The 22,098-nt window shown below is 63.9% G+C and carries 20 protein-coding genes; 5 read left to right on the top strand and 15 right to left on the bottom strand.

Annotated features, from left to right (window positions below; all coding sequences use genetic code 11):
* Nucleotides 1–29 precede the first annotated feature (29 nt).
* From glcF to CRJ03_RS18155, 3 genes are all read right to left on the bottom strand, one after another.
* Nucleotides 30–1,364 carry a glycolate oxidase subunit GlcF gene (gene glcF / locus CRJ03_RS18165; protein WP_104020282.1) on the bottom strand — a complete coding sequence of 445 codons (1,335 nt, stop codon included), beginning with the start codon at nucleotides 1,362–1,364 and terminating at the stop codon, nucleotides 30–32.
* Nucleotides 1,365–1,373: 9 nt separating this feature from the next.
* Nucleotides 1,374–2,501, bottom strand: coding sequence for a glycolate oxidase subunit GlcE (gene glcE / locus CRJ03_RS18160; protein WP_104020281.1), 1,128 nt, complete (start codon nucleotides 2,499–2,501; stop codon nucleotides 1,374–1,376).
* Between the two features lie 62 nt (nucleotides 2,502–2,563).
* The gene (locus tag CRJ03_RS18155; protein WP_104020280.1) at nucleotides 2,564–3,997 is read right to left on the bottom strand and encodes an FAD-linked oxidase C-terminal domain-containing protein; all 1,434 of its coding nucleotides are present in this window, start codon (nucleotides 3,995–3,997) and stop codon (nucleotides 2,564–2,566) included.
* A gap of 119 nt (nucleotides 3,998–4,116) precedes the next feature.
* Here CRJ03_RS18155 and CRJ03_RS18150 point away from each other — a divergent pair, with 119 nt between their 5' ends.
* Genes CRJ03_RS18150 through CRJ03_RS18140 form a run of 3 tightly spaced genes read left to right on the top strand, consistent with a single transcriptional unit; the run spans nucleotide 4,117 to nucleotide 5,663 of the window.
* Nucleotides 4,117–4,527, top strand: a complete 411-nt coding sequence (locus CRJ03_RS18150) for a CopD family protein (RefSeq protein WP_104020279.1) — start codon at nucleotides 4,117–4,119, stop codon at nucleotides 4,525–4,527.
* A 5-nt stretch (nucleotides 4,528–4,532) separates the two neighbouring features.
* Complete coding sequence (locus CRJ03_RS18145) at nucleotides 4,533–5,258, top strand: DUF599 domain-containing protein (RefSeq protein ID WP_104020278.1); 726 nt, start codon at nucleotides 4,533–4,535, stop codon at nucleotides 5,256–5,258.
* Between the two features lie 36 nt (nucleotides 5,259–5,294).
* On the top strand, nucleotides 5,295–5,663 hold the full coding sequence (locus CRJ03_RS18140; RefSeq protein ID WP_104020293.1) for a hypothetical protein: 369 nt from the start codon (nucleotides 5,295–5,297) through the stop codon (nucleotides 5,661–5,663).
* A 21-nt stretch (nucleotides 5,664–5,684) separates the two neighbouring features.
* On the opposite strand, the gene CRJ03_RS18135 is transcribed toward CRJ03_RS18140, so the two are convergent.
* Nucleotides 5,685–6,926, bottom strand: a complete 1,242-nt coding sequence (locus CRJ03_RS18135; RefSeq protein WP_104020277.1) for an META domain-containing protein — start codon at nucleotides 6,924–6,926, stop codon at nucleotides 5,685–5,687.
* A gap of 73 nt (nucleotides 6,927–6,999) precedes the next feature.
* Nucleotides 7,000–8,472, bottom strand: a complete 1,473-nt coding sequence (locus tag CRJ03_RS18130; protein WP_104020276.1) for an NAD-dependent succinate-semialdehyde dehydrogenase — start codon at nucleotides 8,470–8,472, stop codon at nucleotides 7,000–7,002.
* Between the two features lie 88 nt (nucleotides 8,473–8,560).
* Between CRJ03_RS18130 and CRJ03_RS18125 the strand changes: the two genes are divergently transcribed.
* Complete coding sequence (locus tag CRJ03_RS18125) at nucleotides 8,561–9,346, top strand: hormone-sensitive lipase (protein WP_104020275.1); 786 nt, start codon at nucleotides 8,561–8,563, stop codon at nucleotides 9,344–9,346.
* 88 nt (nucleotides 9,347–9,434) lie between these two features.
* Nucleotides 9,435–10,721, top strand: a complete 1,287-nt coding sequence (locus tag CRJ03_RS18120) for a DUF2793 domain-containing protein (RefSeq protein ID WP_104020274.1) — start codon at nucleotides 9,435–9,437, stop codon at nucleotides 10,719–10,721.
* Here the strand turns inward: CRJ03_RS18120 and CRJ03_RS18115 are convergent, their stop codons facing one another.
* The 10 genes from CRJ03_RS18115 to CRJ03_RS18070 all read right to left on the bottom strand — a co-directional run bounded on the left by CRJ03_RS18115 (nucleotide 10,722) and on the right by CRJ03_RS18070 (nucleotide 22,096).
* Nucleotides 10,722–12,170: a mannose-1-phosphate guanylyltransferase/mannose-6-phosphate isomerase gene (locus CRJ03_RS18115; RefSeq protein ID WP_104020273.1), complete on the bottom strand. Its 1,449-nt coding sequence runs from the start codon at nucleotides 12,168–12,170 to the stop codon at nucleotides 10,722–10,724.
* A gap of 23 nt (nucleotides 12,171–12,193) precedes the next feature.
* Complete coding sequence (fcl, locus tag CRJ03_RS18110; protein WP_104020272.1) at nucleotides 12,194–13,171, bottom strand: GDP-L-fucose synthase; 978 nt, start codon at nucleotides 13,169–13,171, stop codon at nucleotides 12,194–12,196.
* A 16-nt stretch (nucleotides 13,172–13,187) separates the two neighbouring features.
* Nucleotides 13,188–14,066: an FkbM family methyltransferase gene (locus CRJ03_RS18105; RefSeq protein WP_104020271.1), complete on the bottom strand. Its 879-nt coding sequence runs from the start codon at nucleotides 14,064–14,066 to the stop codon at nucleotides 13,188–13,190.
* Nucleotides 14,067–14,083: 17 nt separating this feature from the next.
* Nucleotides 14,084–15,202, bottom strand: a complete 1,119-nt coding sequence (gmd, locus tag CRJ03_RS18100; RefSeq protein ID WP_104020270.1) for a GDP-mannose 4,6-dehydratase — start codon at nucleotides 15,200–15,202, stop codon at nucleotides 14,084–14,086.
* 9 nt (nucleotides 15,203–15,211) lie between these two features.
* Nucleotides 15,212–15,985 carry a glycosyltransferase family 2 protein gene (locus CRJ03_RS18095; protein WP_104020269.1) on the bottom strand — a complete coding sequence of 258 codons (774 nt, stop codon included), beginning with the start codon at nucleotides 15,983–15,985 and terminating at the stop codon, nucleotides 15,212–15,214.
* Between the two features lie 140 nt (nucleotides 15,986–16,125).
* Nucleotides 16,126–17,298, bottom strand: coding sequence for a glycosyltransferase (locus tag CRJ03_RS18090; RefSeq protein WP_104020268.1), 1,173 nt, complete (start codon nucleotides 17,296–17,298; stop codon nucleotides 16,126–16,128).
* The gene (locus tag CRJ03_RS18085) at nucleotides 17,299–18,423 is read right to left on the bottom strand and encodes a hypothetical protein (protein ID WP_129590310.1); all 1,125 of its coding nucleotides are present in this window, start codon (nucleotides 18,421–18,423) and stop codon (nucleotides 17,299–17,301) included. It lies immediately after the preceding gene.
* Nucleotides 18,424–18,626: 203 nt separating this feature from the next.
* A complete protein-coding gene (locus CRJ03_RS18080) occupies nucleotides 18,627–19,949 on the bottom strand; it encodes a lipopolysaccharide biosynthesis protein (RefSeq protein ID WP_104020266.1) in 1,323 nt (440 codons plus the stop codon).
* Nucleotides 19,946–21,055, bottom strand: coding sequence for a glycosyltransferase (locus CRJ03_RS18075; protein ID WP_104020265.1), 1,110 nt, complete (start codon nucleotides 21,053–21,055; stop codon nucleotides 19,946–19,948). The genes CRJ03_RS18080 and CRJ03_RS18075 overlap by 4 nt, the downstream gene beginning before the upstream one ends.
* 9 nt (nucleotides 21,056–21,064) lie before the next feature.
* On the bottom strand, nucleotides 21,065–22,096 hold the full coding sequence (locus CRJ03_RS18070) for an SDR family NAD(P)-dependent oxidoreductase (protein WP_104020264.1): 1,032 nt from the start codon (nucleotides 22,094–22,096) through the stop codon (nucleotides 21,065–21,067).
* Between the last annotated feature and the right edge of the window lie 2 nt (nucleotides 22,097–22,098).

The following is a 22,098-nucleotide window of genomic DNA, read 5'->3' as shown; positions in this document are numbered from 1 at the left end:
CCTCCGGCTAGCAGGCATTTCGGGCCAGATTATGACCGGCTTGCGCGCAGGATCGGCACGCCTGCCATACCGTTTTCCGCCTGCGCCAGCGCGGGCGGCTGCGGCCCGCCGGTGGCCCAGTCCAGCAGTTCCACCGTGTGCACGACCGGCACCTCGGTGCCACCGCCGATCTGCATCATGCAGCCGATATTGCCCGCGGCGATGACGTCCGGGCGCTTGGCCTCCAGCGTGCGGACCTTGCGGTCCTTGAGCTGCTTGGAAATCTCCGGCTGCATCAGGTTGTAGGTGCCCGCCGAGCCGCAGCACAGGTGGCTGTCGGCGGGCTCGACTACCTTGAACCCGGCGCGCTTCAGCAAGTCCTTGGGGAAGGTCTTGATCTGTTGGCCGTGTTGCAGCGAACAGGCGGCGTGATAGGCGATTGTAAGGCCCTTTTCCTCGCCCTCGGGAAGGTCGATTTGCATCAGCAATTCGCTCACGTCCACTGCGATCTCGCTCACCCGCGCGGCATCGTCGGCCAATGCTTCGTGGCGGAACATGTGGCCGTAATCCTTGACGGTGGTGCCGCAGCCCGAGGTGTTGATGACGATGGCGTCCAGCCCCTCGCCATTCATCTCGCGCGCCCAGGCTCGGATGTTCTTCGCGGCCGTCGCGTGGCTCTCTTCGGTCTTGCCCATGTGATGCGTCAGTGCCCCGCAACAGCCCGCGCCCTCGGCCACCACCACCTCGCAGCCCAGCCGGGTGAGCAGCCGGATGGTGGCGTCGTTGATATCGGTGTTGAGCGCGCGCTGCGCGCAGCCCGTCATCAGCGCCACGCGCTTCTTGCGTGCGCCTTGCGCGGGGAAGGTTTGCGGATCGTCGTTGCGGCTGACGGGCGGCACCTGTTTGGGTGCCATTTCCAGCATCGCGCGCAGCCGCGCATCGGGCATCAGTCGGGCAAAGGGCCGCCCGATCCTGGCCCCGAGAAGCGCCACGCGAAACCGCATCGGATAGGGGAGGATGCGCGCCAGGATCCAGCGCAGCATCCGGTCGCCCAGGGGGCGCTGATAGCGTTCCTCGATATATTCGCGCGCCTGATCGACCAGGTGCATGTAATGCACGCCCGAGGGGCAGGTCGTCATGCAGGCGAGGCACGACAGGCAGCGGTCGATATGCCTGACCGTCTTCTCATCGGGAACGCGGTCGTTCTCGAGCATGTCCTTGATGAGGTAGATGCGGCCCCGCGGGCTGTCGAGTTCGTCGCCGAGCACCTGATAGGTCGGGCAGGTGGCGGTGCAGAAGCCGCAATGGACGCAGGATCGCAGGATCTCGTTGGCGCGGGCGATTTTCGGGTCGGCCAGTTGCTGTTCGGTGAACTCGGTCTTCATCGCCCTCTCCTACGCCTCGGCCATCAGGCCGGGATTGAGGATGCCGCGCGGATCGAAACGCCGCCGCAGCCCGGCCTGAAGCGCGGCCACCGGCGCGGGCAGCGGCGGAAACGCGTCCGTCCCCGCACCGCGCACCCGTGTGGCATGGCCGCCGCGCTGCGCCACGGCCTGCCGTATCGCCGTCTTGCCCGTGTCTTCAGGCACCAGCAGCCAGACAAGCCCGCCGCCCCAGTCATAGACCGCCTCGGCGCCCGGCAGGGCGGCGACGATCCCCGGCGCGTCGGTGGGCTTGACCGAGAGCCGCCAGACGTCACCCGCGCGCCCGTGGAACGGCTCGACATCGCGGATATGCCGCCAGTCGGCGGCGGTGCGGTCCGGGTCGGTCTCGAGCGTGAAGGTGCCGGAATCGGCCAGCAGCTTTTGCATCTCACCGGCCCGATAGGCGACCGAGTCCGCGAACCCTTCGAGCCGGATCATCGTCATGGGCGCGCCATCAAGACCGTGTTGCAGATGCGCGGCACCGCTCACCTCGTAGGGCGAGCCCAGAGCGCGGCACAGCACCTGAATGGCGGTGGCGTCGTCCAGCCCCTCGCAGAGCAGCACGCCGGTGGCGCGCGGGCGGGGCAGCACCTTGAGTGCTACCTCGGTCAGAATGCCCAATGTGCCGTAGCTGCCCGCCATCAGCTTGACCATGTCGTAGCCGGTCACGTTCTTCATCACCCGGCCGCCATTGCGGACGATGCGCCCCTGCCCGTCAACGAACCGCACCCCCAGCAGGAAATCGCGGCAGGCCCCGGCCTGAACGCGGCGCGGTCCGCTGACATTGGCGGCCACCACGCCGCCGATGGTGGGGGTTCCGTTGGTGTCCAGAAGTCCGCGATGGTCCATCGGTTCGAAGGCGAGCCGCTGCCCCTCGGCCTCGAGCGTGGCCTCGATCTCGGCAAGCGGCGTGCCCGTCCGCACCACGAGGGTGAGCGCGCCGGGTTCGTAAAGCTCGATCCCCGTCATCGCCGATGTCGAGAGCCGCGCACCGTTCGATGCGCCGCCGATGGGCCGCGTGCCGCCGCCCTCGATGCGCAGCGGGCCATCGGCCTCCTTGATGATCGTGGCAAGCTCTGCCTCTGTCTCGGGTGTCATGCGGTTTCTTCTTGGTAAAAGTACTCTGGAGGTCCGGGGGGGAGGCCCCCGGGGGGCGAAGGTCAGGCCGCGCGCCGCGTGCCCGAGACGTCGAGTGGAAACACCTTGGCCGGGTTCAGGAGCCACCTGGGATCGAACACGTCCTTTACGTCCATTTGCGCGGAAAGGTCGTCGGCCCCGTACTGATGCGCCATCAGGTCGCGCTTTTCGATCCCCACGCCATGCTCGCCGGTGAGGCAGCCGCCGACTTCGACGCAGAGCTTGAGGATTTCCGCCCCGAAGGCCTCGCAGGTTTCCAGGTCTCCTGGCTTGTTGGCATCGTACAGGATCAGCGGGTGCATGTTGCCGTCGCCCGCGTGGAACACATTGGCCACGTCGAGGCCGAACTCTTGGCTCATCTCGCCAATCCGGCCCAGTACGTGGGGCAGGGCGCTCACCGGGATGGTGCCGTCGAGGCACATGTAATCGCCAAGTTGCCCCATCGCGCCGAAGGCGGATTTGCGCCCCTTCCAGATCGCCGCGCTCTCCTCGGCCGAACGGCTCTGGCGCAATTCCACCGGGTCGTGGCGGCGCGCGATCGCCTCGATGAGGTCCAATTGCTCGTCGATTTCGGGGTCCGAGCCTTCGACCTCCACGATCAGAAGCGCTTCGCAATCGGGGTATCCGGCATGGGCGAAATCCTCTGTCGCGCGGATGCAGGGGCGGTCCATGAACTCGATCGCCACGGGCAGCACGCCCGCCTTGATGATGTCGCTCACGCAGGCGCCCGCGACCTCGCTCGAATCGAAACCGATCAGCACCGGGCGCGCGCCCTCGGGCTTGCGCAGGATGCGCAGCGTCGCCTCGGTCACCACGCCAAGCTGACCCTCCGAGCCACAGACGAGACCCAGCAGATCATAGCCGCCAGCGTCGAGATGTGCGCCGCCGAGCTCCACCACCGTGCCGTCCATCAGCACCATGGTCACGCCCATAAGGTTGTTGGTGGTCACCCCGTATTTGAGGCAATGCGCGCCGCCTGAATTCATCGCGATATTGCCCGCGATGGCGCAGGCAAGCTGTGAGGACGGGTCGGGCGCGTAGAAAAACCCCTCTTCCTCCACCGCGCCGGTGACGCTGAGATTGGTGCGCCCGGTCTGTACCCGGATGAAGCGATTGTCGTAGTCGGTTTCCAGAACCTCGTTCATCCGCGCCACGCCGACGATGACACTGTCGGCGGTGGGCAGTGCGCCGCCGGCAAGCGAGGTGCCCGCACCGCGCGGCACCACCGGCACGCCCATTTCGTGGCAGATGGCCAGTGCGTCGGAGACCTCTCGCGTCGAGGCAGGCAGGAGCACGGCGAGAGGCGGGCATTTGTAGGCGGTCAGCGCGTCGCATTCATAGGCGCGTGTTTCCACCGGATCCTCGATCACGGCATCGCGCGGCAGAACCTTGCGCAGGCGCGCCACCAGTTCCGCCTTGCGGGCGAGAATGTCGGGGTTCGGCTCGGGCATTTGCATGGGATGCTCCTAAAATTGGTAAAACTATATAACCAATTTGGCCTGTCCGCGAGTCCTTTTTTGCCGCGGGCCGCGCGGCAGACCTTGCGCAGGCACACCACCTCGGGCAGTCATCGCACATGGAGTGGGTCAAGATCATCCATATTCTTTGTGTCATGGGGTGGATGACTTCCATCTTTGCCGTGCCGCGCGCGCTCATCTACTGGCGTCGCGAGTGGGACCGGCTGGGCGAATTCGGGCCGCTGGGCGATCTGACCATCCGGCTCTACCGGTTCTCGCTGGGCCTTGGCGTGATCGCCATCGCCACGGGCCTCTATCTCGCGCACTGGCTGGGCTGGCCGGTCTGGACGCATCTCAAGCTGGCGCTGGTACTGGCGCTGGCGGCGCATTACGGCTGGACCGGGCGGCTGGTGCTGCGCGCGCGCAAGGGCACGTTTACCGAGAGCGACCGCTTCCTGCGTATCTTCAACGAAATCAGCGTCTTGGGCGCAATCGCGGTTCTCTGGGCCGTGGTCGTGCGACCGTTTTGAGCGCCATGACGGATATCCTCAACGACGCGCTCGGGCATTTCGCACCGCTCGATCTTGCCGCCTTCGTGATGCTCGTAATTGCATGGTCGGGGGTGACGCTGCTGATCGAGCACCCGCCACGCCGGCTTCCCTCGACCTCGAACCTCATGGCGCAGTATCGCCGCGAATGGATGGTGCAATTCGTCGCCCGAGACCCGCGCATCTTCGATTCGCAGATCATCGGGCAACTGCGTCAGGGCACCTCGTTCTTTGCCTCGGCCACGCTCATCGCCATCGGTGGCACGCTGGCGCTGCTGGGCGAGGTGGAGCGGCTGATCGGGTTGGCCGACGACCTGTTGACCGGTACGGCGCCAGTGATCGTGTGGGAGGTCAAGATCCTCGTGATCGTCGCCTTTCTCGCCAACGCCTTTCTCAAGTTCGTCTGGGCCAATCGACTGTTCGGCTATTGCGCCGTGATGATGGCGGCGGTGCCGAACGATCCCGCCGACCCCGCGGCGCAGCCGCGCGCGCAGAAGGCGGCCGAGATCAATATCACCGCCGCGCGCGGCTTCAACCGCGGGCTACGCGCGCTCTATTTCGCGCTGGCCGCAGCGGCGTGGCTGTTCGGGGCGGTGGCGTTGTTGGCCGCGGTGGCGATCACGCTCATGGTGTTGTTGCGGCGCGAATTCGCCTCGCACTCGCGCGCTGTGCTGATGCGCCCCGAGGGCGACGGGAAAGACACGCGGACGTGAGTGCATTCGCGGCACGGACCGGGTATGGTGCCGCGTATGAGACAGATCGCGTTCCCCCTCGCCGCGGCGCTGGCCGTTTCCCTTGCCGTCCCCGCGCTCGCGCACGAGCCCGAAATCCGCACGGCGGTGGCCACCAAGTCGGGCATGTCGTGGCGCGTCGATGTCACGCTGGAGCATCCCGATACCGGCTGGGATCACTATGCCGACGGGTGGGAGGTGCTTGATGCCGATGGCAAGCGGATCGGTTACCGGCTGCTGCATCATCCGCACGTGAACGAGCAGCCGTTCACTCGCTCGCTCACCAATCTCGACCTGCCCGACGGCACGCGCAGGATCCAGATCCGTGCGCATTGCTCGGTCGATGGGTGGGGCGACAAGACCGTTCGCGTCGATATCGACCCGTAATCCCCATGGGTGCACTCTTGTTCAGGGTCGCGCGGCCTCGATCAGGACGGTCCGGTGATCCTCGGCCAAGAGCCGCAGCCGTCCGCGTGTGTCCACATCGAACGCCATGACCTGTTCAAGCGCGTCGAGCATCCGCCGTTCCTGTTCCATCAGCGGCTCGGGGCAGGCCATCATGGTGCTGGCCATCGGCCCGAAATGCAGTCCCTCGCCCGACAGGCTGAACCCACCGGCGATGCGGTTGCAGCCACCGCTGCCCGCCACGCGCCCGGCGTCGAGAAAGTTCAGAGACAGGCGCTCCGGCTCTATCAGAGTGGCATCGCCGAGGGCGGTGATCTGCCATGCGCCGCCGGTAAGCAGATCGGCAGGATCGCCACCGCAGCCGCGCAGTTCCCGGTCGCCGAGCGCAAGGTACGCGGTATCGGGATAGGGCATGCCGGTGGCGTCGTCGTGACACAGATGCTCTTCGACGCGCAGGCGGGCATCGGCCCCGGACAGGTCGAATTCATAACCGCCGGGCATGGCACGCGCCTCGGGGCGGGGTGCCTCTCGCGTGATTTCGCCGTAGTCAGCCACGATCTCGGCTGTCTGCCCGTCAAGCGAGACGTACCAGCCCGGTTCGTTTCCGCGCGCGCGGTACGGGCGTTCGGCGGGCGGCCGCACCTTGTGGCACTCGGGCAGGTCGCGACCGTTGAGCCGGACCATTGCCGCGTCACCCTTGCTCCAGAAGCTTGTGCCGGGCTCGTCCACGGCGTCATAGCGCCCCCCTGAGGCTGTCTCGACCTGAACCAAGGGAATGTCGCGGCCCTCGGCGCGCAGCGCCGCCTCGTCGCCCAGCATGCCCACCGACACGCTTACGTCACCGCAGATGAAATCCGTGGCGAAGGCGAGAGGGCTCACGGGATTGAGGAACAACTCGCCCAGCGCCACCGGCTCCGCGCCTGCGGCGAAGGGCACACCCTTGATGATCCACCTCGGCGCGCCGTTCACCTCGATCAGCGCCCGCGCCGTCCCCGAGAGCCCGGGTGGCACTTCGACAGTGAAGCGGCGCGGCATTTCTAGCCCGTCGCCCGCAAACTCGGTCTCGCCCAGCGATACGCCAAACCGGCCCTCAGCGCGCACCATCGCCCGCGCGCCGGGTGGCAGGGCGATCTTTTGCTGGTACGTGAGCGCGCCGGTCACGACGCGTGATTCCGCCTCCTCTTCCGCAGACGACGCGGCCACGCCGATCGTCAGGCCAAGGGCAAGGGAAAGGAACCGAATCATGACCGCTTCTTTCGAGATGACGCCACGCGCACAGCGTAGCGTCACTCCGGGTCCGGCCAAAGCGACGATTTTTCTACACGCTCATACAGACATATTTCATTTCGAGGAATTCATCGATGCCGTGGTGGCTGCCTTCGCGGCCCAGGCCCGACTGCTTGACCCCGCCGAACGGGGCTACCTCGGTCGAGATGATGCCGGTATTGACGCCAACGATCCCGTATTCCAGTGCCTCTGCCACCTTGGTGACGCGGCCCAGATCCTTGGCGTAGAAATACGAGGCGAGGCCGAAGATCGTGTCATTGGCCATGGCGATCACGTCATCCTCGTCCTCGAAGCGGAAGAGCGGTGCGAGGGGGCCGAAGGTCTCGTCGGTGGCAATCAGCATGTCCTGCGTCACATCCGCGAGGATCGTGGGCGGCAGGAAATGACCCGGCCCCTGCGCGGGCGTGCCGCCGCCCATCACCACCTTTGCGCCCTTGGCGGTGGCGTCTGCGACGTGCTCCTGCACTTTCTCGATGGCGTCGGCATTGATGAGCGGCCCCAGCGTGGTGCCCTCCTCGAACCCATCGCCCATCTTGAGCTTTTCCACCGCCGCCTGGAGCTTGGCGGCGAACGCGTCGTAGACGCCCGATTGCACGTAGATGCGGTTGGCGCAGACGCAGGTCTGGCCGTTGTTGCGGAACTTGCACAGGATCGCGCCCTCGACCGCCGCATCGAGATCGGCATCGTCGAAGACGATGAAGGGCGCGTTGCCGCCCAACTCCATCGAGCATTTCATCACCTGGTCGGCGGCCTGCCGCAGCAGGATGCGCCCCACCTCGGTGCTGCCGGTGAACGTGAGCTTGCGCACGCCCGGGTTCTCGCAGAACTCCTTGCCCACGTCGCTTGCGCTCGACGACGGCACGATGTTGAACACGCCCGCCGGGATGCCCGCGCGCTCGGCCAGAACGCCCATCGCCGTGGCCGAAAGCGGCGTTTCCGCCGCGGGCCGCCCGATGAAGGCACAGCCAGCAGCAAGCGCGGGGGCGGCCTTGCGGGTGATCATCGCGTTGGGGAAATTCCAAGGCGTGATCGAGGCGGCGACGCCGATAGGCTGCTTGATGACGGTGATGCGCTTGTCGCGCTGGTGGCCGGGGATGGTCTCGCCATAGATGCGCTTGGCCTCTTCGCCAAAGAACTCGATGAACGAGGCGCCATAGGCGATCTCGCCCTTGGCCTCGGCCAGCGGCTTGCCCTGCTCGGCGGTCAGGATCACGCCGAGATCGTGCTGGTTCTCCATCATCAGGTCAAAGAACTTGCGCAGTACCGTCGCGCGTTCCTTGCCGGTCCATTTGGCCCATTCCTTCTGCGCGGCCTCGGCGGTGGCGATGGCATGGGCCACTTGCGCGCGGCTCAGATCGGCGACGTTGGCGATCACGTCGCCACGGGCAGGGTTGGTGACTTGAAACGTGCCGTTGTCGCCATCCACCCACTGCCCCCCGATATAGGCCTTCTCCGCCAGCAGGGCGGGATCGTTCAGCATGGATTTCAGGTCGGTCGTGGTCATGGCGCGGTCCTCTTGCGATGTCGAATGCTCTCGCAAAGCCAAAGCAGCTTGGGCTAGGAATGTCTAGGGCCAGAAGAGGGGCAAAGGGATGAGCGAACTGGACAACGCCTATGCGAACGTGCCGAACATCCCGGGTGGCGCGCAGTATCCCGCGCGCTGGACCGTGGCGGCAGAGGCGTTTCGCGTGCGGCAGGCGGGGCAGGCAGAACTTGGCTTGCCTTATGGCAAGAGCGCGCGGCAGGCGCTCGACCTCTTCCACCCCCGGGGCACGGCGCGGGGCCTGTGCGTCTTTGTGCATGGCGGCTACTGGTTGCGCTTCGACCGTTCGTTCTGGTCGCATCTCGCGGCTGGGCCGCTCGCGCGCGGCTGGGCGGTGGCGATGCCCTCCTACGATCTCTGCCCCGAGGTGCACATCGCCGATATCACCCGCCAGATCGCGCAGGCGGTGACGATGGCAGCAGACCGCGTGGCAGGGTCGGTCGCGCTGGCGGGGCATTCGGCGGGCGGACACCTCGTGGCGCGCATGGCGGTGCCCGGCGTGCTGCCAGCCGAGGTTGCGGCGCGGCTTCGCCACGTCGCGCCGATCTCGCCGGTCTCGGACCTGCGCCCGCTCTTGCGCACCTCGATGAACGAACAGTTCCGCCTCGATGAGCCCGCGGCAGAGGCCGAGAGCCCGGTGCTCATGCGCCCCCTTCCGGTGCCGGTCTCGGTCTGGGTCGGTGGCGACGAGTTGCCCGCCTTCCTCGACCAGGCGCGCTGGCTGTCCGAGGCGTGGGGCGCGCCGCTCGAGATCGCGAGAGGCAAGCACCATTTCGACGTGATCGAGGCGCTGGCGGATCCGGCGAGCGCGATGGTGGCGCGGCTCACGGGCTGAGCACCGCGCGCGGCGTTCACGGACTGGCAAGACATCGCTCCAAGATTGGGCGCGTCCCGAGCGATGCCCCAAAACCCGGAGTGCCCCAATGCAAGATACCTCACCGCGCCTGTCGCTGCCCTTCATCCTGCCCTCGCAGGCCCAGAAACACGTCACCCATAACGAGGCGCTGACCCGGCTCGATATCGCGGTGCAACTGGCGGTCGAAGGGATCGGGGCGGCCACGCCCCCGGCCCTGCCGCAGGCGGGGCAGGTCTGGGCGCTGGGGCCCGCGCCCACCGGGGCATGGGCCGGGCAGGCGGAGATGCTCGCCGCCTTCGTCAACGAAAGCTGGCTGTTTGTTGCGCCAGGCGAGGGCTGGCTCGCCATCGACAAGAGCGACGGGCGGCTCTTTCGCCATGCGGGCACCGATTGGGTGCCGCTGTCTTCGCCGGTTCTGGAGAATCTCGACGGGGTGGGCATCAATGCCGGCTTTGACACCACCAACCGGCTCACCGTCTCGGCCCCGGCCACGCTTTTCAACCACGAGGGGGCGGGGCATCAACTCAAGATCAACAAGGCCAGCGCTGCCGACACCGCAAGCCTCTTGTTCCAGACGGGATTTGGCGGGCGCGCCGAGATGGGGACCAGCGGCAACGACGATTTTGCCATCAAGGTGAGCGCGGACGGAGCGGCCTGGGTGACGGCGCTGAGCTTTGAGGCCACCACCGGCCTCGCCACCGGTGCGGCGGTGCAGGCGGACGCGGGCGACGCCGCGCCCGGGCGGCTTCTGACCACCGGTGCCTTTGGCTGGGGGCAGGACGGGGCAGGGGCGGTGCCGGTGATGGCCGATCTCGACGACCCGGCGCAGCCCGCAGGCAGCTTTGCCGTGGATGGCACCACCCTTGGCCCGCGCCCCGCGGGGGCGACAGCAGGGCTGTGCCTGTCGATGCGGCTCGGTGCGGACGACCTCGCGCAGATATTCATCGGCGCGGATGGCGCGGCGCTGGCGTTTCGCACCCGTTCGGGCGGGGCGTGGGGTGCGTGGCAGGCGGTGCAGGGTGACCACAACGTCACCCGCAGCACCGGACCTGACGGCGAGGCGCTGCGCTATCCTGACGGCACGCAGGTCTGTCGCCACACGCTCACCCTTGACGCCCCCGACACCGCGCACGGCGCGCTCTTTGCCGGGGTGGCGGAAACGGCATGGAGCTATCCCGCCCCCTTCGCGCCGGCCACGCGGCCCACGGTTTCGGCCAGTGCCACCACCGCATCCGGCGTCTGGATCGCCACGCGGGCGGGCGACGAGACGGCGGGGCATTTGCGCGCGATGGCGGCGCTAAGCCAGCCGGGCGCGCCAGAGGTCACCGTGACGGCGATCGGGCGCTGGGCCTGATTACCCCTTGGCCCCTTGCCCGCGGGCATAGACATCCTCGTATCGGATGATGTCGTCCTCGCCCAGATAAGTGCCGGTCTGCACCTCGATCAGCACCATCGGCACCTTGCCGGGGTTTTCCATCCGGTGGACCGCGCCCAGCGGGATGTAGACTGACTGGTTCTCGCTCAAGAGCGTTACCGTGTCGTCGATGGTCACGCGGGCGGTGCCCTCGACGACGATCCAGTGCTCGGACCGGTGGTGATGGCTTTGCAAGCTAAGCGCCGCACCGGGATTGACGTGGATGCGCTTGACCTGGAACCGTCCGCCCACGGAAAGGCTCTCGAACCAGCCCCAGGGGCGGTAGTCGCGCGGCAGGGTCTCGGCCTGCTTGGCCCCTTGCGCCTTCAACGCGGCGACGGCCTGTTTCACGTCCTGCGCGCGGTCCTTGTGGGCCACCAGCACCGCGTCGGGCATGGCCACGGCGATCACGTCGCTCAGGCCGATACCTACCAGTGCCTGTTGTTCATCCTCGGCGCGCAACAGCGTATCGGTGCAGTCGATGGCGGTGGCCGGGCCCGAGGTCACCACGCCGCCCGAATCCGGCCCGCTCTCGCGCCACACGGCGTCCCAGCCGCCGAGGTCCGACCACGCGCCGCCGAAGGGGACAACGGTAAGGTTCTCGGCCTTCTCCATCACCGCGTAATCCACGGAGATGTCATCGCATTCCGACCAGGGTGCAGGCGCGAGCCGCAGGAAATGCAGGTCGCGTTCGGCCTCCTCGAAGGCGCGCGTCACGGCGGCGAGCAGCCCGGGCTGATGGCTCTCGAAGGCAGACAGGATCGTGCCGGTGGCAAACAGGAAGATGCCCGCATTCCACAGGTGCATCCCGCCCGATAGCAGCGCCTCGGCGGTTGCCGCGTCGGGTTTCTCGGCAAAGCCCTTGAGCGGCTGCGGCACCGGGGCAAAGCCGTTTTCTGGCGCTTCGCTCAGTGCGAGCCACCCATAGCCCGTCTCTGCCCTGTCGGGGCGGATACCGAAGGTCACGATCTGTCCCGCCTCGGCCGACGGGACCGCCGCCATGACAGAGGCGCGAAACGCCTCCGCGTCCGGGATCACGTGATCCGAGGGTGCGACCAGCATCAGTGCGCCCGGCGCGCGCGCATGCAGCTCCATTGCCGCGGCCAGAATCGCGGGGGCGGTGTTGCGTCCCTCGGGCTCGATCAGCGTGGCGGCGGCGGCGACCTCGACGGCGGCCAACTGTTCGGTCACGACAAAGCGGTAATCCGACCCGGTGACGATCGCGGGTGCGGCAAAGCCGGGGCCCGACAGACGCCGCGCCGAGGCCTGAAACAGGCTTTCCTCGCCCGTGAGCCGGGTGAACTGCTTCGGATAGCTCTTGCGCGATAGCGGCCAGAGCCGCGTGCCCGATCCGCCGCAGAGCAGAAGCGGGTGAATATCCTGTGTCATCCTTGCGTCCTCCCTGCCGCGTCTCAGCCGCGAAACCTGTCGAGGTTTTCCAGAAACCACCGATACGTGTCCGCGACGCCCTGTTCCAGCCCGATCCTTGCGCGCCAGCCCATATCCGCCAACCGGCTTACGTCCATCAGCTTGCGCATGGTGCCGTCGGGTTTCGTGGGGTCGGTGGTGATCCGCCCGTCGAAGCCCGTCACACGCGCCACCATCTTCGCGAGGTCGAGGATGGCGATATCCTCGCCGGTGCCCACGTTGATGTGGCTCAGCATCGGCTGCGTGTTGGCGTCATAGCGGTCCCAGTCTAGGTCCAGCACGAAGAGCGAGGCCTCTGCCATGTCATCCACGTGCAGGAATTCGCGGCGTGGCCGCCCGGTGCCCCAGATCGTGACCTCCTCGCGGCCCGTCTCCGCCGCCTCGTGAAAGCGACGGATGAGGGCGGGCAGGACGTGCGAATTCTCGGGGTGGAAATTGTCGCCGGGGCCGTAAAGGTTGGTGGGCATGACCGAGCGGAAATCGGTGCCGTGCTGACGGTTGTAGCTCTCGCACAGCTTGATGCCCGCGATCTTGGCGATGGCGTAGGGCTCGTTGGTGGGCTCCAGCGGGCCGGTGAGCAGCGCGTCCTCGCGCATCGGCTGCGGGGCCTCGCGCGGGTAGATGCAGGACGACCCAAGCTGCAACAGTCGACGCACACCTGCCGCGTATGCCTGATGGATCACGTTGCATTCGATCATCAGGTTTTCGTAGATGAAATCGGCGGGGTAGGTGTTGTTGGCATGGATGCCACCCACCTTCGCGGCGGCGAGGATCACCACGTCGGGGCGCTGATCGGCCATGAACGCCGCGACCTGCGCCTGATCGGTGAGGTCAAGCTCGGCATGGGTGGCGGTGATCAGGTCGATCTCCTCGCCCGCCGCGCGCCGCGCCTCCAGCCGCCGCAGGATCGCGCCGCCCACCATTCCCCTGTGCCCTGCCACGTAGACGCGCGTTAGCTTCATATTGCTGTTGCCCCTGTCAAATTTGGCCATTCACCAAATTGAACTTCTTCGCGCTTGATAGGCGCTGTTTCACTTCTTCAATGTCTCTGAGAAATATTGTGTTATTCGGAGTTTCACCAGGCACGAGCCTACGTTCAAATGGATCATACGAGTAAGGCGAGAAGCCATTTTCTGCCATTATTCGAAAAACACTACATTCGCTGCTCTCCTCATATCTGAGTGAAGCTGCGTTCGTCTCTGCAATGATTGCTTTCAGTTTAGACCGGGTAAGCGTTTTGGACATACCGGCTAGCACTTGAGCTTCCCAGCCTTCGACATCGATCTTGATTAACGATGGAACCTCATCGTTCAAAACGTCATCCAAACGGCGTACAAGCACCTCGGCCACATCACCATTCGACTTCTCAGATTCGGTTGCAACGTGATTCGTCGTATCGTTCTGAACCGTGAAATACAGAACGCCATTTTCTCCACCCAATCCGATATTGTGGCAGTCTGCGAGCCTTTCCAGTCTGTTAACAGCGACATTCCTTTGCATCTTGGCAAATGTTTGTTTGATCGGCTCAAAACTGATGCTGCGTGCCCCCACGGCACCCGATGCCAGTATGGTATAGCTCCCGACGTTCGCGCCGACATCAACAAACAGGTCATCAGCGCGCAAGAAATGCAATGCAAATGCCATATCAGGCCCTTCATGCAGCCCTGAATACCAGTTTCCAGTTGCACCGGTCATACCTTTTTCCATGACGAGCACTGTTTGATCAACGAATGGCATGATGTGCGGAACCGCCAGCAACCGGCAAGATACCTGCCATCGCAGAAATCTCATTACCGCCGCACCTCGATGCTGACGGTTAAAAGGATGCTTCAGGAGTCTACTGATAATCTTAAACATTGACCCAGACGCTCAATTCAAAATTCTACCGATACCGGCATCGCCATGCCATGCTCGCGCAACAGCGCATGCCGCCGCGCGGTGCGCAGGTCCTCGGCGACCATTTCGGCGCACATCTCCTGAGCCGTGATCTCGGGTATCCAGCCGAGTCTTTCCTTGGCCTTTGTGGGATCGCCCAGCAACGTCTCCACCTCGGCGGGACGGAAATAGCGCGGGTCTATGCGCAGGATCACGTCGCCGGGCTTGACCGCCGGGGCCTTGTCACCCGCGATGTCCGTGACGGTGGCGATCTCGTCCACCCCCTCGCCCGAGAAGCTGAGCGAAATGCCCAGCTCCTCCGCCGTCCAGCGGATGAACTCGCGCACCGAATACTGCTTGCCGGTGGCGATCACGAAATCCTCCGGTGCGTCCTGTTGCAGCATCATCCACTGCATCCGCACGTAATCTTGTGCATGGCCCCAGTCGCGCAGCGCGTCGATATTGCCCATGTAGAGACAGTCCTCCAGCCCCTGCGCGATATTGGCCAGGCCGCGCGTGATCTTGCGGGTGACGAAGGTCTCGCCGCGGCGCGGGCTCTCGTGGTTGAAGAGGATGCCGTTGCAGGCATACATCCCGTAAGCCTCGCGATAGTTGACGCAGATCCAGTAGGCGTAGAGCTTGGCCACCGCGTAGGGCGAGCGCGGGTGGAACGGCGTTGTCTCGCGCTGCGGGGTCTCCTGCACAAGCCCGTAAAGCTCGGATGTCGAGGCCTGGTAGAAGCGCGTCGTCTTCTCCATGCCGAGGAAGCGGATCGCCTCGAGCAGGCGCAGCGTGCCGATGGCGTCCACGTCGGCGGTGTATTCCGGCGACTCGAAGCTCACTGCCACGTGGCTTTGCGCCCCGAGGTTATACACCTCGTCGGGCTGCACCTCGCTCAGGATGCGGGTGAGGTTGGAGCTGTCGGTGAGATCGCCGTAATGCAACCTCAGCCGTTGATGGTTGGAATGCGGATCCTGGTAGATGTGGTCGATCCGCGCGGTGTTGAACAGCGAGGCGCGGCGCTTGATGCCGTGCACCTCGTAGCCCTTTTCCAGCAGAAACTCTGCCAGATAGGAACCGTCCTGTCCGGTGATGCCGGTGATGAGTGCCTTTTTCATGGGATTATCTTACCTTGCCTGAACATCTTTACCACGGTCGCGCCGCATGAATTGTGATACCTTGCCGACGTTCTTGGCCGCCAACACCCCTATACCCCCGATCCCGTGCCGACGGATGGCGCACAGGTCCTCGCGGCTCTTGCGAAGGATGCGGCCCAGCGAACGATTGCTCTCGCCGCCGACGCGCATCCGCACCAGGACATCCGGTATGTAAGCCAAATCCAGTTCGGCCCTGACCAGCCAGCGCAGGATGGCTTCGTAATCGGCGGCGATACGAAATCCGGTGTCATAGGCATCGTGCTTGTCGAAGACCTCACGACGCAGAAACAAGGTCGGATGCGGCGGCATCCACCCCTTCCTCAACAGGGCCGGCCGGTAGGCACCCGAACGCCAATAGCGGATCACGCGATCGGGATTGGTGCGGGCGACATATTCCAGATCGCCGTATACACCATCCATGCCGCCACTGTCGAAGATACGTGCCACCCGCGACAGCACGTCGTGCCGCGCAAACAGGTCGTCCGTGTGCAACAACCCGACGACAGCACCCTCTGCCCGCGCGATCCCCTTGTTCAGTGCGTCATAGATGCCCTCGTCGCGTTCGCTGAACACTTTGATCGCCGGGCTGTCAAAGCCTTTGGCGATGGCGCAGGTATCGTCGTGCGAGGCGCCGTCGATGACGACAAGTTCCTTGTCGGGATGGTCCTGCGCGAGGAAGGACCCGATGGCCCGACCGATGGTGGCCTGCGAGTTGTAAGCGGCCATGATGATGGAAATTTTCACGCCCGCCCCTTTCCTGTTTCACTGCGTCGTTTGAAACAGCACATACCGCCCCGAAGCGAGCACGTCCATGTCCCTGGGGTCGAAACCGGCGGCCTCCCGGCCGATATCATCCACAACGTAACGAACATCCGTCCGAGCCCTCACGATCTATTTCCACCAGTTGCGGATGCGCCATTCTCTTTTACACGCTGGTAAATCCCAAGCGTCAGCCCGGCAATCTCCTGCGGTTGGAATGCCATTGCCGTCTCGCGCGCGGCCGCGCCCATCCGGGCCCGCCGGTCCGGGTCGTCGAGCAGCCGCGCAATGTGTTCGGCCATCGCCGCATCGTCGCCCACGGGCACGATGAACCCGGCCTCGCCATCGCGGACATGGCGGGCCACGTCGCCGACATCGGTGCTGACCACGGGGCGGGCCATCGCCATCGCCTCCCAAAGCGCCATGCCCCAGCTTTCGGACAGCGAAGGGCAGACATAGACATCGGCGCGTCTCAGGAACGGGCGCACATCGGAGCGGCCGCCGACGAAATGGATGCTGTCGAGGCCAAGGTCCCGGGCCAGCGCCATCAGCCTGCGGTGATACGCGCGCTGGCGCTCGAAGATCGGACCGACGATCACCGTTTGGACCCCATGCCCGAGGCTGCGCAATCGCGCCGCGGCACGGATAAATGTCTCAAACCCCTTGATCGGGTTGACGTTGCCGACCGTCGCGATGACCGGGCCGTTACCGAACCGGGCAATCGCTTGCTCATCTCCGGGGCAGGGTGCGTCGGGGTGAAACTCATGAACGTCAACCGGCGGCGGAACAAAGGCAAATGGCCTGTCCGCGCCCACGTATCGGCCATAATACGCCCTGACCCTTCGGGATGTGTAGATGAATCCCCCCGCCAAGGGAGCGACCCTCCGGAACAGCGCATGCACCCAGCCGGGCATCGAGGTGTCGTTGAGGTGCCAGACCGAGGGGATGCCAGCCAGCCGCGCCGCGATCACCGCCTTCACCTGCCAGCTTCCGCCCGACGCGTGCACGAGATCGACCCTCTCGCGGCGGAAAAGGCGCGCGAGGACCAACACCTCCCAAGGCGAGAACAGGACATAAGCCAGCGCCGCGCGCCATTCCCTGGTGATCCGGGTGAGCGGGAGGACACGATAAGGCACACCATGGCGCGCGCACATCGCGCGAAACGGGGTGGAATTGGCCCGTGGCATGACGATCAGCGTCTCGGCCCGGTCGTTGAGCGCCGCCGCCACCCGCACCATCCGCACCTGCGGCCCACCAAGCTTGCCTTCCTCAATGACGTTGGCGATGCGCAGCTTCATTCAACGAACGCCTGACATTAACCGGAACCTCGTTGAAAAACGTATGGCTTCATACACAAGTATTGCCGGATAAAGTGCGAGCATCGCTGTGCTCAGGTCCCCCCGAAAAAACATCGGGGTCATTCCGGTGAACAAGACGCCATACATGAAGCGACGATTCCGGAAGGATGCCAACTCGGATGCAGGATTTAGATTCTTGGCGAGAATTCCAAAAAGCATACTAAATAAGAAAAGCCCGAAGAATCCATAATCAGCATAAGAATTGAAGAATGAATTCAAACCTACATTATTGTATACATATCCGGATCGTTCTGCCGTATAAATACCGATGGATTCAGCCTTCCCAGGCCAAATAGCGCGCGGCACTACGATGAAAAGATGTGAGAACAGGTAATTTCCCTGGGAAAAACTGTCCAGCTTGAGTGCGTCCAGGAATATAGAGTAGGAAGAAAACTCAAGTGACTGAAGGCTCTGGAATGCTCTTGTCAGGTCGATCTTTTGAATACCAGAGCGCATGGCTGACGTGATCCCAAGCAGAGATATTGCATACGCCGGTGCAAATGCAAGTAACCATGCAAGAACATTCAGTCTTGAGGATTTTATCGAATACGTGAGGATGACCACGAAAAGGCCGAACAGAGAAAGAAAGCGACTCGTATTCACAGGGTTTGACACGATCAGGAGGCACGATGCGAGGAGGATAAAGATTGCAAATCTTGCATTCTTCTTCAGCTCGTTGTCTGCTTCCAATATGAAGTAGGCAACAAGAAATGCAGGTAGAATCTTTGCAATATTCCTCAGCAGAATGACGTAATTTTGCGCCTCTCCTGCTTCTTGTTCCACCCTTGGCAAAATAATTGTATCGAACCCAACGAAAGCCATTAGAGCCACAAGCAGCGCCAAGATGAAGGCAACGCCCACGAAGGAAAATCCAAGCTCTGGAATCTCTTTGTGTGACAAGGATATCCTCTTGAACTGGAAGCCGGCAAGAATACCCAAGAAATGCGTCATGACGAACAACAATGCCATCGGTTCGAAATCCGGCACGTCCCCGCGCCATGTATAATACCCAACACCTATTCTATCCTGAAGAAACGGCACAACGATCCAGTAGAGCAGGATCATGGAGAAGTAGACAATAAGCGGAAGGATATAACGCGAATAACTTGCGTACAGCCCCATTGAGAGTGCACCAAAGAAGATCAAGTGCGAGATTGTAAGGCCACCAAATGGCCACAGCCCAATAATGCACAGGATTACAACAATCCAGTAGGTACGCAGGAGTCTGAGACGTGGCACACTCGGTGACCTGTCGATTCTCAAGCGGCTCATTTGATGCCTCCCGAACCACGAGGTGCAATTGGCCCGGACAAAAGGATTGCCCCCCCGATCAGCCCCAGCCGCGTGATAATGATCGCCGCATAGGCCAGGGCGAACCCGAACGCGCCATGGGTCAGTGACAAGCCCGGGACAAGCACGGCGGCCACTGCCAGCGTGGCGAGATTGGCCCACATCGACACACGTTCGCGCCCGGTCATGTGCAGTATCATCGCCAGCGGCCCCAAGAGCGCGGCTGCGAACTGTGCGAGCGCCATGATCCGCAAATACCCGGTTGCCGTGCCGAACTCCGCCCCCAGCAGCGCCAGCGCCCGTTCGGGCCAGCTCAGCAGTGGCAGCAGCACGCAGGCCGCGATCCCGGCGCTGACAAGCATTGCCTGAAAGGTCAGCCGACGCAGCGTGTTCGCGTCTCCGCCACGTGACAGCCGCACGATCCCGGGCGCGATCATCGGGTTGATGACAAGCGTGCAAAAACTGACCAAAAGCGCCAACCTCTCGGCGCCCCGCAACAGGCCGATTTCGACCTCGTTCAGGAACGGCGCAGCCAGCAGGAACGACCCGGACTGGATAAGGAAACCGGCCAGGGCGATCAGCGTGAACGGAACCTGACCGCGGCTCAATTCCTCTCTCAGGCGCGCCTCGGGAAAGAGCATCTCGCGTTTCACGGGGTGATTTGCCCGCGTGATCGCACCCGCTATCAATACCAGGACGAGCATCGACAGCAGGAAACCGGACATCACGCCCGTTGACGTCAGGTTGCTGCCCCGAACAAGCGATGGCATGAGCAGCAGCACTGTCAGACACGAAATCCCGCCAAGCTCGAACAGCGGGGCAAGCCACGGACGCGCACTGCCGCGCGCGTATGCCGCGAACAATGCGAGAGAAGTGACCAGGAACAGCATGACGGGGAGGGCGTGAACAGCCCCGGGAAACGGTGCCCCCAGGATGCCGCTCGACAGGATCGCAGAGCCAGTCAGGCCAAGCACAATGCTGGACAGGACGATCCGGCGAACAGCCAGCAAAAGCAGGGAAACGGACGCGCGCGCTCCTTTTTCATGAACTGCCCACGCCACCGACCGCGTCAGCAGGCTGCCCTGACCGCGCCGCGCGATCATGCCCAGCACTCCGAGCAGGCTGAGCATGATGGTGAACATGCCCAGCCGTTCCGGTCCGCCGGTGCGCGCGATGACGACGGCAAGCAGCAGACCGCCCGCGGCCGCGAGAACCTGTGCCGCACCGGTTGCGCAAAACTGGGCCAGCCCTCCGAATTGGCTGTCATCGCGATGTGATCTGGAACAAGACGAGGCTTTCATTCGCGCCCCCTCCAGCCGGTCGAAATGTCCGCGACGAGGTCTTCGGAAACGTGCTCGGGATAGTAGGTTGAGACACTATCGAGAGCGGTGGCCCCCATCTTTTCCAGGTCGAGGTCACCGCGCATCACCCCGAGGAGAATAGCCTTCAAAGGCTCACTCTGACCCGGAGGCAACAAGAAACCGTTCTCGCCAGATCGGACAAGATCCCTGCCTGCCATGACACCGTCTGTTGTAATCACCGGCAAGCCGGCAGCCATCGCTTCGGGAACGACCATGCCCCAGCCGTCATGCATGGACGGGAGCACGAATAGGTCTGACCCGGCATAGATTTCAGATTGCTTCTCGGGCCCGGCGTATCCGTGGAACGTGATCCTGTCGCGCAAGCTCTCCTTGATGCCATTTTCCAGTTCCGGCCGCATCGCACCATCGCCGATGATGTCCAGGCGCCAGTCGGGGTAGTCATCGGAAATGTCGGAAAAAACCCGGACAAGCTGGTCGATCTTCTTTGATGGCACGAGACGTGCCGTTGTCACGATAACCTTGTTGTCATGCGTGGTTTCCGGCGACTGGTAGACCGAGAAATCCTTGGTATACGGCAGGCTTCGCAACAGCCTTTCCGGCACCCCGTGCTCGGCATAGCTTTTGACGCCGGCTTGGCCAACGGCGTAAACACGGCGCGACCTCGAGATCGCAGAGATGACCGCGCGCTTTACCAGGAACCGTATCGGGTGTGACTTCGGGGATTTCTTTATGCGCTCTCCCCAGAATGCCCAATCCGCGCCTGGCCGCAGGAAAGACATTGCCAGGATCAACAGGAAATTCGTCGGGTTGCTGTAGCCTTGTATGATGATCCTGGCCCGACGTTCCTTGAATAGCAGCCGAAGCAACAGCCCTGGACAGAATGCCGTATTAACCCGAGACGGGAATGGACTCAGGTTGCGACTTTCCAGAATGTCGTGATCCGTTGGAAATGAGGGATTCTGCCATTTCGCATTTCGCCTGGAGAGATAGGCGACCGAAACCTCTGTATCGTGACGACGATGCAGCGCGTTGTAGAGCTCAACGGTATTCGGACTCGGAGAGTTGGCAACGAAAATCAGGCGCATTCTACTCACTCACCCCAACACCCCCTTCTCGGCGAAATAACCGGCCAACGCCTCGCGGCTCAGGGCCGCTTCATGAGCCGAGTTGTAGGGCCGGTCGGTCCGCGGGGCGCCGCGCAGATGGGCATAGCCGGGGGCCGTGGCATCGGCAAAGGCCGAGAGCGACACGAAGAAATCGCCGTATTCCCAGGTCCGGCGTACCTCTTCGTCGTTCATCAACTCCTCGTACATCTTCTCGCCGGGCTTTGGGCCGATCTCGGTGATCTCGATGCCGCCTCCGGGGGCGAGCGTGTCGCGCATGACATGGGCGATGTCCTTGATCCGGGCGACCGGCATCTTGGTGACCATCACCTCGCCGCCACAGGCCAGCCAGACCGAGTCGAGCACCAGCCGCACGGCCTCTTCCAGCGTCATGATAAAGCGTGTCATGTCGCGATGGGTCAGCGTGATCGGCCCGCCCGCCGCGATCTGGCGGCGAAACAGCGGCACCACCGACCCGCGCGATCCCAGCACGTTGCCGAACCGCGTCGAGGCAAAGACCGTGCCCGCGTTGCGCGCACGGATGTGGTGCCCGTTGGCCGTGGTCTCGGCCGCCGCGGTCATCAGCCGCTCGCCCATCAGCTTGGAGGTGCCCATCACGTTGGTGGGGTTCACCGCCTTGTCGGACGAGGTGAAGATCACGCGCTCGACACCGTTCTCCTGAGCTGCGTCGATGACGTTCTGCGTGCCCTGGATGTTGGTGGCGATCGCTTGTGCGGGGCTGTCCTCGCACAGGCCCACATGCTTGAGCGCGGCGGCGTGCAGCACGATATCGACGCCACGCATCCGCAGCTTCAGCGCCTCGCGGTCGCGTATGTCGGCGAGGTGGCCCGAAACCTTGCCGGTCGCGCGGTAGTGCTCGATCTGGAAGAAGAGTTCGGTCTCGTTGTTGTCGATGCACACGATATGGGCGGCGGCGCTTGACGCAAGCTGGCGAACGAGCTCGGCGCCGACGGTGCCGCAGGCGCCGGTGACGAGGATCGTCTTGTCCCTGAATCTGTCCATGC

The sequence above is a fragment of the Roseovarius nitratireducens genome, from assembly GCF_002925845.1.
GTDB lineage: Bacteria > Pseudomonadota > Alphaproteobacteria > Rhodobacterales > Rhodobacteraceae > Roseovarius > Roseovarius nitratireducens.
This window is presented reverse-complemented; position numbering and strand designations above follow the sequence as displayed.

What these genes read in the sequence shown, in the direction of transcription:
- CRJ03_RS18125 (WP_104020275.1), top strand. Translation starts at nt 8,561, where the DNA reads ATGAGCGAACTGGACAACGCCTATGCGAACGTGCCGAACATCCCGGGT.
- CRJ03_RS18140 (WP_104020293.1), top strand. Translation starts at nt 5,295, where the DNA reads ATGAGACAGATCGCGTTCCCCCTCGCCGCGGCGCTGGCCGTTTCCCTT.
- gmd (WP_104020270.1), bottom strand. Translation starts at nt 15,202, where the DNA reads ATGAAAAAGGCACTCATCACCGGCATCACCGGACAGGACGGTTCCTAT.
- CRJ03_RS18155 (WP_104020280.1), bottom strand. Translation starts at nt 3,997, where the DNA reads ATGCAAATGCCCGAGCCGAACCCCGACATTCTCGCCCGCAAGGCGGAA.
- CRJ03_RS18105 (WP_104020271.1), bottom strand. Translation starts at nt 14,066, where the DNA reads ATGTTTAAGATTATCAGTAGACTCCTGAAGCATCCTTTTAACCGTCAG.
- CRJ03_RS18145 (WP_104020278.1), top strand. Translation starts at nt 4,533, where the DNA reads ATGACGGATATCCTCAACGACGCGCTCGGGCATTTCGCACCGCTCGAT.
- CRJ03_RS18070 (WP_104020264.1), bottom strand. Translation starts at nt 22,096, where the DNA reads ATGGACAGATTCAGGGACAAGACGATCCTCGTCACCGGCGCCTGCGGC.
- CRJ03_RS18115 (WP_104020273.1), bottom strand. Translation starts at nt 12,170, where the DNA reads ATGACACAGGATATTCACCCGCTTCTGCTCTGCGGCGGATCGGGCACG.
- fcl (WP_104020272.1), bottom strand. Translation starts at nt 13,171, where the DNA reads ATGAAGCTAACGCGCGTCTACGTGGCAGGGCACAGGGGAATGGTGGGC.
- CRJ03_RS18150 (WP_104020279.1), top strand. Translation starts at nt 4,117, where the DNA reads ATGGAGTGGGTCAAGATCATCCATATTCTTTGTGTCATGGGGTGGATG.
- CRJ03_RS18135 (WP_104020277.1), bottom strand. Translation starts at nt 6,926, where the DNA reads ATGATTCGGTTCCTTTCCCTTGCCCTTGGCCTGACGATCGGCGTGGCC.
- CRJ03_RS18085 (WP_129590310.1), bottom strand. Translation starts at nt 18,423, where the DNA reads ATGATCCTGCTCTACTGGATCGTTGTGCCGTTTCTTCAGGATAGAATA.
- glcE (WP_104020281.1), bottom strand. Translation starts at nt 2,501, where the DNA reads ATGACACCCGAGACAGAGGCAGAGCTTGCCACGATCATCAAGGAGGCC.
- glcF (WP_104020282.1), bottom strand. Translation starts at nt 1,364, where the DNA reads ATGAAGACCGAGTTCACCGAACAGCAACTGGCCGACCCGAAAATCGCC.
- CRJ03_RS18080 (WP_104020266.1), bottom strand. Translation starts at nt 19,949, where the DNA reads ATGAAAGCCTCGTCTTGTTCCAGATCACATCGCGATGACAGCCAATTC.
- CRJ03_RS18130 (WP_104020276.1), bottom strand. Translation starts at nt 8,472, where the DNA reads ATGACCACGACCGACCTGAAATCCATGCTGAACGATCCCGCCCTGCTG.
- CRJ03_RS18090 (WP_104020268.1), bottom strand. Translation starts at nt 17,298, where the DNA reads ATGAAGCTGCGCATCGCCAACGTCATTGAGGAAGGCAAGCTTGGTGGG.
- CRJ03_RS18120 (WP_104020274.1), top strand. Translation starts at nt 9,435, where the DNA reads ATGCAAGATACCTCACCGCGCCTGTCGCTGCCCTTCATCCTGCCCTCG.
- CRJ03_RS18075 (WP_104020265.1), bottom strand. Translation starts at nt 21,055, where the DNA reads ATGCGCCTGATTTTCGTTGCCAACTCTCCGAGTCCGAATACCGTTGAG.